Below are 9596 nucleotides of genomic sequence, written 5' to 3' on the forward strand. Positions count from 1 at the left end.
TCTCCTTGCGAAAAAAGGGTTCGCAGAAACACTAACGTGGCAGAAGAAGGATGAATTCTCACCCATCGCTGACCTTATAAAGACGCTGATTGATGATTTCGGAGTGAAATTTTATATATGTGCCTCGTGCGTCAAACACTATGAACTTGACAAGGCGGAGCTCGTGCCGAACTCTGAGCCCAAACCCGGTCCTTTTCTGGTTGAAATGCTTCTCGAGAGGGAAGGATTGACGTTTTAATGGATAGGCAAAGGAAAAGGAGGATATGCAGATGATTAAAGCAAAATATATAATGTGCAGCAGGTCTGCAATAAAGGCAGACAAGAGCGGAAGGGAAGTTGTTTTCAAGCTCATGTCAACAGGTTGTCCCGGCGTGCCCGTAGTGAACGAACGGCTTGAGGTTATGGGTATCATAACGGCTTTAGACGTTCTCAAATCGATCAAAAAAGGGACGGATATGGAACGTATTACCGCTTCGGAAATAATGTCGAGGGACGTCCGGACTGCAGATTCAGAGACACCGGTGGAAGAGCTCTTGGATACCATGATTGAATATAATCTCCCCATTATTCCGATCGTAAAAGGCAAGAAATTCCTCGGAATTGTCAGCAGGCTCGAGATTATTGACACCTATCTTGAACCGGATCTGTATCAGTCCTTTGCGAAAGCGAAATAGATATCGAGGGAGGCAAACCATACATGAAAGTGACAACCTCATTCATTCCCTGAGGGGGGTCCATTTTGTTTTCGGCGTCCTCGATAACCAGCAGAAGGATCCTTTTTGAGCGGCCATATTAAGATATGAGCAAGATGGAAAACAAACAATCGACTGCAATTCATGAAGATAAGCAGCTTGCCCTCATGTCTTTCGGGCTCAATGTATCCTTCATGGTCTCAAAATTCTTTCTCTATCTTTCCACCGGAAGTATCGCTCTCCTTGCCGAGACTGTGCACTCAGCCACAGACGTGATCAGCAGCCTACTCGTGATCGGAGGCATCCACCTTGCAGCGAAGAAGTCCGAACGTTTTCCGTGGGGATTGTACAAGGTCGAAAATGTCACGGCGGTGCTCACGGGGATCTTTATATTTATATCGGCCTACGAGATTGCAAAAATGACTTATCGTCCGCCTTCTTCCCCCCTCCGGAATCTCGACGTTACCCTGGTGATTCTCTTTCTGATGACCATCCCGGTTCTCCTTTTCTACAGATATGAATTGAAGACCGCAAGAGAATTGAATTCCCCTTCGCTCATGGCTGATGCCGTGCACTGGAAGGCAGACCTTGGTCCTATCGCCATTGTGGGGGTGGGCATCGCAGGCTCGCGTCTCTCCTATCCTGGTGCAGACAGGTTGGCGGCTCTTGTGATTCTCATGTTTGTGATCAGGGCAGGTTATGAGATCCTTAGGGATTCAATGAAGAGCCTCCTTGATGCCTCGGCGGATAAAAAGACATTGGATGAAATCAGAGAAGCGGCAAGGAGCTTCGCCCAAGTGAAGGACATAAGCTCCCTGAATGCAAGAAATTCAGGAAGGTTCATATTCGTCCACTTGGAGTTGACCTTAGGCATGAAGAGATTGAAGGAGGCCCATGCGGTCGCTGAGGCCATCGAAAGAGAAATAAAGCGCCGCATTCAGTTCGTAGAAAGGGTTGTTATCCATTATGAGCCTGAGAAAAAAGATTATCTCAGATATTCCGCACTCCTCGAAAATCGGCAGGGTGATCTCTCAGAGCACTTTGGCAGTGCGCCTTTTGTCGCCCTGTGGGACAAAAGTATTCCGGACGGAATTCTAAGGTCGCAAGAAGTGCTCGAAAATCCTCATGCAACGCTTGACAAAAGGAAGGGGATAAAACTGGCGGAATTCCTTGTGGAAAAGGGCGTGGATGTCATTTACACGAGAGAAGATTTTGCAGGAAAAGGCCCTGACCATGTCCTATCAGATGCCGAGGTCAAGGTGAGACATACAAAGTTGATACATTTGAAAGCCCTGTTAGAGGAGCAACAAAGGACAGATGAAACGGTTGAAAAGGTCCTGGTAGGGAGCGCTTCAGAAAGGGGAGCGGGCACAAGAGATATGTGATCCTCGTCCCCAACACTGACCCTAATTGGGTCGAGCAGGGAGAAGGCCGATAGGCAAAAAAAAATAACATCCGGCTCGAAAGGAGACAGTTATGAGAACAAAAAACAGTCTTGTGATCTTGCTCGTAGTAGTTTCGATGATCTCTACATCTTCTTTGACCTTTGCAGCGTGGAGAGGCTGGCGTGGAAGCGGCGGCTGGGGCATGGGTTCGCAGTATAACAGGATGTATAATCCGGCTACAGTTGAAACAATATCAGGCACAGTTGAATCTGTAGACAAGATTACACCGATGAAGGGGATGTATTCGGGAATCCACATAATGCTCAAGACTGAAAAGGAAACCATGGATGTGCATCTCGGTCCTGAATGGTATATCGAAAGGCTCGATACCAAGATCGAGAAAGGCGACAAGATCGAGGTAAAGGGATCGAGGGTGACCATCTCAGGCAAGCCCGCGATAATAGCTGCGGAAGTGAAAAAGGGAGACAGCACCCTTGTCCTTAGGGACAACGCAGGTATTCCCGCATGGGCAGGCTGGAGAAGATGATCAGATAAAAGAAAACCCTGCTTTGAGCCGGAGCAGGGTCTTCTGAAAAGTGATCGTCAAGTCTTCTGCGCGATAAGTGAATCCTCCCTATCTCTTTTCGAGAAAGGTAAACTCCTCAACCATTCCATTGAGTGATTTGGAGAAGCCGTTCAGCTTCTCGAAAACGCTCAGGAGGTCTTCTGTGGAATGCTTGGCCTTTTGGGCGATGACCGAGATATCTTCGATATTCCGCGTTATCTCGCTTGCCGTTGCTGACTGTTCCTCTACGGAAGCAGCTATCTGCGACACCTCATCAGATGTCATCTGAACGGAATGTACGATCTGTTCCAGTGACTCTCTGGCGTTCTTCATAAAGGTGACGCCATCGTTCACATAGACAAGAGAGTTGTCCATGGATTCCGATGTCTGTCTCGAATCTTCCTGAACAGCGGAGATTCTCTGAGAGATCTCGCCGGTGGCCTTCGTCGTCCTTTCGGCCAGCTTCCTCACCTCATCTGCCACAACAGCAAAACCCCTTCCCTGTTCGCCGGCGCGGGCTGCCTCGATAGCAGCGTTCAAGGCAAGGAGGTTCGTCTGGTCAGCGATATCCTTGATGACCATGATGATATTGCCTATTTCGGTGACGCTTGCATTGAGTCTTTCGATCATTGAGGCAAGCTCTCTCGTGGACTGGCCCGCAGATTCTATCTTTCCGACAGACTCCTGGACGACCTCTTTCCCCTTCCTCGCTGCACCCATGGCCTCAGAGGACAGATCCGCGGCCTTTGATCCGCTCTGGGCAATGCCCGTGATGGTTTGCGACATCTCTTCAGAAGCCGTCGCTATCTGCGTCGCCTGCGCAGCCTGCTGTTTCGCACCTTCCAGGGACTGCTCAATCGCCCTCTTCAAGGCGTCGGCATTCCCAGACAGGTCTTTGGAAACCGAGGCAACATTCTTCATGGTCCCTGCCAGTTCTCCGGACATGACATTGATCGATTCCGCCAAATTTCCGATTTCGTCTTTATACAGCACCGTGAGCACCTTGCTGAAGTCCTTCTTCGAGGCCCTTTCGACCACCTGCACCACGGGGTTCAGCGGTTTTACCACAAAGGTCTGGACAATGAAAAAGATGATGAAGATAGTGAGGAGTGTAAGGGCTGCCGATATCCCGGCAATGATGAGCTTTGACCGCAAAAGGGCTGCTTCCACTCCTGTGAGAGGGACTCCGATCTCCAGGGCGCCGAGGATATCGCCATCCTTTGCCCCCTGCACGTGACATCCAACGCAGTTTATACCCATGTAGTCGGTAACATTCTTATAAGGGAAAATGCCCTTCAGATAAGGTTCTCCCTTGATCTTCTCCACGAGGAACGCGGTCTTGCCTGACTGGAGCACCTCCTTTTCCTCAGGAGTCTTTGCGTAATCTTCAGCGCCTTTCCTGCTGAACTGGCTGTCGAGCTTCTCGCTTCTGATCATGGATACGGGGATCATTTTGTTCATGTGCTGAAGAAATCTGGCCTTGTTTTCCTCGAACTTGTCAGAGATCATGTATTGCGTAACAACCGCGAAAATGGTCTCGGACAGATGTTCCATGCTCCGTTTGTTCTCTTCTGCGACTATACTTCTCGTGATGTTCCCGCTCATGAGGGTGTAGAATATCCCGGTGAAGACCATGATACCCACGACGGGAAGAAGAATTTTCCATTTAATCGGCAGATTCTTATATTTCATCTCACACCTCCTGAAAAGTCTTAAGAGTCTTATCGTCCTGAGGAGAAAAAACTTTAGTGTTCAGGGGACCCAAGGGGATACGCCAGGGATGCGGACTCTGCGGATCGTATGAATATGCAAAGAAAAAATTGAGACTATCGGATATAATAAGAGGCCGGAGAATTTACCTTATGAGATCCGGTTCATCCAAAGTGCCCCGGAGTGAGACGGTCTTGAACCACGGGAAAAGGTTTACACCGGTTGTGACCACGGATGCGGGTGTTTCCTGTCACCATATTTTGTAGATCGCGACGGAGGAGAGCCTGAATGATTAAGGCGATAGCATGGAAGGATGGGAAGGTGATCATGCTCGACCAGAGCAGGCTTCCCGGTGAGGTGAAGTTCATCGAATGCACAGACTACAACGTTGTTGCTGAGGGCATCAGGAGACTCTGGATACGGGGAGCGCCGGCCATCGGCATTGCTGCAGCAATGGGCATTGCCCTCGGAGCGCAGAGCATAAAGGCCTTGGATTTAAAAGATTTTGTGACCAAGCTGGAGCCGATATTCGATACCATGCTTTCGACAAGGCCAACTGCGGTGAATATACGCTGGGTCGTTGAAAGGCTAAAGCAGTTCCTCGCTCACAGGAGTAATGTTGAGGTTTCAGGGCTCAAGGATCTCCTCGTGGAAGAGGCAAACAGAATTCTCCTCGAGGATGTCGAGGTAAACAAGGCCATTGGACGGTTCGGAGCAGAACTGATAAGAGACGGCAATACCATCCTCACCCACTGTAATGCAGGAGGTTTGGCAACAGGCGGATACGGAACGGCGACGGCCCCCATGTTTGTAGCGAGGGAACAGGGCAAAAGGATTCAGGTCTTTGCCGACGAGACAAGGCCGGTGCTGCAGGGTGCGAGACTGACGGCGTGGGAACTGATGGAAGAGGGCATTCCCGTTACCCTTATCACCGACAATTCTGCCGGTGCGATCATGAAGAAGGGAGAGATCGACCTTGTTATCGTCGGCACCGACAGGACCGTGAGGAACGGTGACGTGGCAAACAAGATCGGCACCTATCCCCTTGCTGTCCTTGCGAAAGAGCACAAGATCCCTTTTTACGTCGCTGCTCCCACAAGCAGCATAGATCTGTCAATCGCAACGGGCGATGATATCCCCATTGAGGAACGCGACCCTTCGGAGGTCACGCACTTCTGCGGTATGGTCTCTGCCGGAGGTTCCGAGCCTTTCCGGGGATCGGTTCGAATTGCACCTGAGGGCGTCCACGTGAGGAATATGGCCTTCGACGTAACACCCGCAAAATACATTACTGCTATAATTACAGAAAAGGGCATCTTCCGCCCGGAGGATATCGGGAATGTGATGGACTCCGATGAAGGGTAACGATATTTTTTCATCCTACGCGGCTGAACTGGAGCTTGTGGAGAACAGCTTACGGGCGATCTTCTCGAGCGATGCCTTCGTCATCCCCGTGATTGGCGAACATATCATACGGGGAGGAGGCAAGAGACTGAGACCGCTCTTCCTGCTTATGAGCGCCGACCTTGCAGGCTACAGGGGCAAGAATCGGACATCGCTTGCTGGTATCATCGAAGCAATTCATACTGCATCACTCCTTCATGATGACGTCGTCGACAGTGCTGAAATCAGGAGAGGACAACCTGCGGCCCATCACCTCTGGGGGAATCAGGTCGTCATCCTTGTTGGGGACTATTGTTACGCGAACGCCCTGAAATGTGCGGTCAGGGAAGGAAGTCTGAAGATAATCGAGGCCCTGTCAGGGGCGATAACCGCCATGACGGAAGGTGAGCTCATCCAGCTGAACAGGGTGGCAGACCCCGGCATAACCCTTGACGACTATTATAAGATCATCGCGTCCAAGACCGGCGCCCTCATCTCTGCTGCCTGCAGGATTGGCGGCATCTTGGGGAGCCTGCCTCAGGAGCAGGAAGATGCCCTTGCGAGGTTCGGCATGAAGACGGGCATCGCATTTCAGATAGCCGATGACCTCCTCGATTATATGGCCAACGAGAAGGACCTTGGGAAAACGCTCGGCAAGGACCTCGAAGAAGGCAAGATAACCCTTCCCCTCATTTATCTCCTCAAAGAGGCATCAGATGCGGGAAAGGAAGAGGTGAGACGTATTGTCAAGAGTGAGTCTTTCGTGCCGAGTGATCTGAGAAGGATCATGGAGCTCTTCAAGAAGTACAGTGCGCTCGAGGAGTCGCTCAATATCGCGAAGGGCCTCGTTGCCGAAGCAAGAGATGAACTTTCCGTCTTCCCCGTTTCTCCGGAAAAAGAGACGCTCCTGAGACTCTCAGAATTCGCCCTCGCGAGAGAGAAGTGACGCACCCCTTAGTGGAACTTGCAAAGAAGGCCGTTCATGAGTACGTGACAAAGAAGACCGTTATTTCTCCGCCTGAGGACCGTGTGCCTGAGATGGAGGAAAGGGCCGGCGTCTTTGTATGCCTCAAGGCACACGGCGAACTCAGGGGATGTGTAGGGACGTTCATGCCGTGCCATAAGAATGTGGCCGAAGAAGTCATACGGAACGCGGTGGCTGCAGCGACTGAAGACCATCGTTTTTTCCCGGTGGAGGCCGATGAACTGAAGGACATAACCGTTACCGTAGATGTGCTCTCCCCTCCTGAAAAGGTGGCAGGGATAGAGGAACTCGATCCCCGGCGGTTCGGGGTCATTGTTGTGAGCGGAGGCAGGAAGGGCCTCCTCCTTCCTGATCTCGAGGGAGTGGATACCGCAGAGGACCAGATCAGGATCGCAAAGATGAAGGCAGGCATATCCGCACATGAATGCGCAGAGATTTACCGGTTTGAAGTCAGGAGATACCATTGAATGGATGTTCCCCCCCGGCGACTTCATCAGAGACGTTGAAGATCTTCATGGGAGACTTGCAGACGACCCACGGAACATGGCACTCAGGGAGCACTTTCGGCAGGGGACGGAAGAGAGAAGCGCTGCTCCTCCAGGCCATCAAGCTTGAACCCCGGAAGGCCGAGCATACAACTGACCTCGGATTTCTCTATCTGAAAATCGGTCTCGGCATGAGGGCGAAGAAACAGTTCAAAAAGGCACTCGGCCTTGATCCCCAAGACGCAAGGGCCAAAGCCGGTCTCGAAGAAGCACGATAGCGAGGTCCCTGGTATGGCAGATTCTCATGATGCGCGGTAACGAGAAACCATGTCCGGAATAAGCTATGGAATCGAGCTTTTTTTAACTTCCTGGCCCGGCATGTATGTCTCGCAGTCCTTTTTCCACTCGCTCATCGCGGCAATAATCATCGATCGGGCGGTCCGCATATGGAAGATCAGCGACCCCCTGATCATACAGAGGCTGCGTCTCATTGTGATTCTCTTTCCGATCTTTTCTTTCCCCGTCTATCAGGCAATAAACCACGAAAGAGGTTCCATGGCCTTCAGGCTCAGTACGCTTTTCGACAGCAACCGATGGCTCCAAATCGAATTGATCGGAAAAATCCCCTTGGGTTTGCCCTTTCTTCTCTTCCTTTTCCTCGTTGCGGTGATTTTCCTTGTGCAGGAGATGATCCCTGTTGTTCGACACACCCTTGAGTCAAGAGACGATACCTCTGGAGATTTTCCGGGAGATGCCAACCCCCTCGTCAGAGAAGTGCTCGACGCCCTGCCGGGAGAAAAGCCGCCGCTGTATCTTCTTGATGATGAGGAAGCTGTTATATTCTCTTCCACCGGTAGAGACCCCGCAATTTATCTGTCCCAGGGGCTGATCATGATGTTGAACCTTGAAGAGATGAAGGCTGCCGTCGCCCATGAGATGGCCCATATCGAAAGGAACAAGAGGCCCTTGCTCATCGCTGTTTTCTTTTTGCGGATCATCATGTTTTTTAATCCCATTGTCCTTCTGGAATTCAGAAGGGCCATTCAGGACGAGGAGAAGATCTGTGATGACAGGGCGATCTCCCTGACGAGTAATCCGCATGCCCTCGCCGAGACCCTCAAGAAGATCTATCGAGAACCAGGGGATGGCGATCTCTCGCAGTCCCGTCAACTCTCCAGATTGCGGGATTCTCTTGAGGAACACAGCCACAACATCCATCTGGAGAGCAGGGTCAAAAGACTTGAGACAAGGCAGCCCCAAACTGGGGAGAGGGGCCTGATTCCCTTTACCATGGCCCTTGCGGCCGTGGCCATAATCAACTACTTCGTAGTATGAAGACAGGGAGGTGAGGATGGGCAGGAAATTTCTCTCGTTTGCTGCCTTTGCGGCAACCGTCTCTGCAGTGATTGTTCTCTTTAAGATCCTGAACTGGATGCCCTCGATCATTGAAGGAGGACTCCTGAAGCGATACGGGAGCATCGATGAGGTCAGGACGAAACTACAGTTTACGGAGATTTATGTCCCATCCTATTTCCCGCAGCGTTTTGCCTGGCCCCCATCGAGCGTCCTTGCACAGACGAGCCCCTATCGCGCCATCGTGATGGAATTCAGGGACAGGGAGAAGGGAGAGGTTGCCCTCACGATAGTTCAATCGGCTTCTGAAAGCTTCAGACCGGATAAACAGATAGTCATGGTACAGACCAAGGAGAGAGAAAGGTATCCCTTGAAAGGAAGAGACGCCGATCTTGAGGTCGGTGTCTGCAAAAACGAAGAACCGTGCTCCAAAATCTCATGGAAGGAAGGACAATATAGCATAACAGTAACAATGAAATCGGTCGCCTCTGATCTCACCCGCCTCGCCGAAAGCATGATTCGCTGAGAACCTTTGGAGTCCTGTCGAGGGCCTCAGGCGCCAAGGGCTAAGGCCTTGCCATAGCACCTTGGCATTCTCCTCATTTCCCATCCGCACTTTTTCCATTGTCCCACCAGGAGATGAATGTACGGATTATAGTGTATAAACTATATTAACCAGTCGAACGAAATACCTGTATAAGGATCCAGGACTCTCTAGGAATAATTTCCCAGGAAAATAGGAATAGCCGCCAATTACATTCGCCTTGGTTTTCAGGTAGAGTGATACTCAAAAGGGGAGAAAGAAGAAGGAGAAAGGAGGTGGAGTAGATGCATACCTACCATCAGGAGGAGAAGGCTGGAGGCGGGATCCTTGCATTGATCCTGGGACCCTTTGTAGGACTGCTCTATGTGGTCGCCATGCCGTTCATCGCGATAGCGACCATCGTGGGGTTCCTTGCCAAGAAGGCTGGCGGTGCGGTCATGGGCATGGTGCGGCATCTCGTGTCCTTTGGATGGAGACCCTCAGAGGCCTATCTT

The 9596-nt window shown here is 51.1% G+C and carries 12 protein-coding genes; 11 read left to right on the forward strand and 1 reads right to left on the reverse strand.

Features of this window, described 5'->3' with window-relative positions; genetic code table 11:
- The 4 genes from VFG09_11305 to VFG09_11320 all read left to right on the forward strand — a co-directional run.
- Positions 1-238 (forward strand): DsrE family protein (locus tag VFG09_11305; protein ID HET6515737.1); only part of this gene is annotated, 238 nt, incomplete at its 5' end.
- Between the two features lie 31 nt (positions 239-269).
- Positions 270-674, forward strand: a complete 405-nt coding sequence (locus tag VFG09_11310) for a CBS domain-containing protein (GenBank protein HET6515738.1) — start codon at positions 270-272, stop codon at positions 672-674.
- Between the two features lie 134 nt (positions 675-808).
- Positions 809-2077: a cation diffusion facilitator family transporter gene (locus tag VFG09_11315; GenBank protein ID HET6515739.1), complete on the forward strand. Its 1269-nt coding sequence runs from the start codon at positions 809-811 to the stop codon at positions 2075-2077.
- 91 nt (positions 2078-2168) lie between these two features.
- Positions 2169-2624: a hypothetical protein gene (locus VFG09_11320; GenBank protein HET6515740.1), complete on the forward strand. Its 456-nt coding sequence runs from the start codon at positions 2169-2171 to the stop codon at positions 2622-2624.
- 87 nt (positions 2625-2711) lie between these two features.
- On the opposite strand, the gene VFG09_11325 is transcribed toward VFG09_11320, so the two are convergent.
- Positions 2712-4334, reverse strand: a complete 1623-nt coding sequence (locus tag VFG09_11325; protein HET6515741.1) for a methyl-accepting chemotaxis protein — start codon at positions 4332-4334, stop codon at positions 2712-2714.
- Positions 4335-4640: 306 nt separating this feature from the next.
- On the opposite strand from VFG09_11325, the gene mtnA reads away from it, so the two are divergent.
- The 7 genes from mtnA to VFG09_11360 all read left to right on the forward strand — a co-directional run.
- Positions 4641-5717 carry an S-methyl-5-thioribose-1-phosphate isomerase gene (gene mtnA / locus VFG09_11330; GenBank protein HET6515742.1) on the forward strand — a complete coding sequence of 359 codons (1077 nt, stop codon included), beginning with the start codon at positions 4641-4643 and terminating at the stop codon, positions 5715-5717.
- Complete coding sequence (locus VFG09_11335) at positions 5707-6681, forward strand: polyprenyl synthetase family protein (GenBank protein ID HET6515743.1); 975 nt, start codon at positions 5707-5709, stop codon at positions 6679-6681. The genes mtnA and VFG09_11335 overlap by 11 nt, the downstream gene beginning before the upstream one ends.
- On the forward strand, positions 6678-7187 hold the full coding sequence (gene amrA / locus VFG09_11340; GenBank protein HET6515744.1) for an AmmeMemoRadiSam system protein A: 510 nt from the start codon (positions 6678-6680) through the stop codon (positions 7185-7187). Before VFG09_11335 ends, amrA begins: the two co-directional genes overlap by 4 nt.
- A gap of 47 nt (positions 7188-7234) precedes the next feature.
- On the forward strand, positions 7235-7483 hold the full coding sequence (locus VFG09_11345) for a hypothetical protein (GenBank protein HET6515745.1): 249 nt from the start codon (positions 7235-7237) through the stop codon (positions 7481-7483).
- 49 nt (positions 7484-7532) lie between these two features.
- Complete coding sequence (locus VFG09_11350; protein HET6515746.1) at positions 7533-8540, forward strand: M56 family metallopeptidase; 1008 nt, start codon at positions 7533-7535, stop codon at positions 8538-8540.
- Positions 8541-8556: 16 nt separating this feature from the next.
- The gene (locus VFG09_11355; protein ID HET6515747.1) at positions 8557-9084 is read left to right on the forward strand and encodes a hypothetical protein; all 528 of its coding nucleotides are present in this window, start codon (positions 8557-8559) and stop codon (positions 9082-9084) included.
- 302 nt (positions 9085-9386) lie between these two features.
- On the forward strand, positions 9387-9596 hold a 210-nt coding region (locus VFG09_11360; protein HET6515748.1), incomplete at its 3' end, for a hypothetical protein.

The organism is Thermodesulfovibrionales bacterium (genome assembly GCA_035686305.1).
Lineage (GTDB): Bacteria > Nitrospirota > Thermodesulfovibrionia > Thermodesulfovibrionales > UBA9159 > DASRZP01.

Coding starts and splice junctions, on each gene's coding strand:
- mtnA (HET6515742.1), top strand. CDS start 4,641: ATGATTAAGGCGATAGCATGGAAGGATGGGAAGGTGATCATGCTCGAC.
- VFG09_11325 (HET6515741.1), bottom strand. CDS start 4,334: ATGAAATATAAGAATCTGCCGATTAAATGGAAAATTCTTCTTCCCGTC.
- VFG09_11355 (HET6515747.1), top strand. CDS start 8,557: ATGGGCAGGAAATTTCTCTCGTTTGCTGCCTTTGCGGCAACCGTCTCT.
- VFG09_11320 (HET6515740.1), top strand. CDS start 2,169: ATGAGAACAAAAAACAGTCTTGTGATCTTGCTCGTAGTAGTTTCGATG.
- VFG09_11335 (HET6515743.1), top strand. CDS start 5,707: ATGAAGGGTAACGATATTTTTTCATCCTACGCGGCTGAACTGGAGCTT.
- VFG09_11315 (HET6515739.1), top strand. CDS start 809: ATGGAAAACAAACAATCGACTGCAATTCATGAAGATAAGCAGCTTGCC.
- VFG09_11310 (HET6515738.1), top strand. CDS start 270: ATGATTAAAGCAAAATATATAATGTGCAGCAGGTCTGCAATAAAGGCA.
- VFG09_11350 (HET6515746.1), top strand. CDS start 7,533: ATGTCCGGAATAAGCTATGGAATCGAGCTTTTTTTAACTTCCTGGCCC.
- VFG09_11345 (HET6515745.1), top strand. CDS start 7,235: ATGGGAGACTTGCAGACGACCCACGGAACATGGCACTCAGGGAGCACT.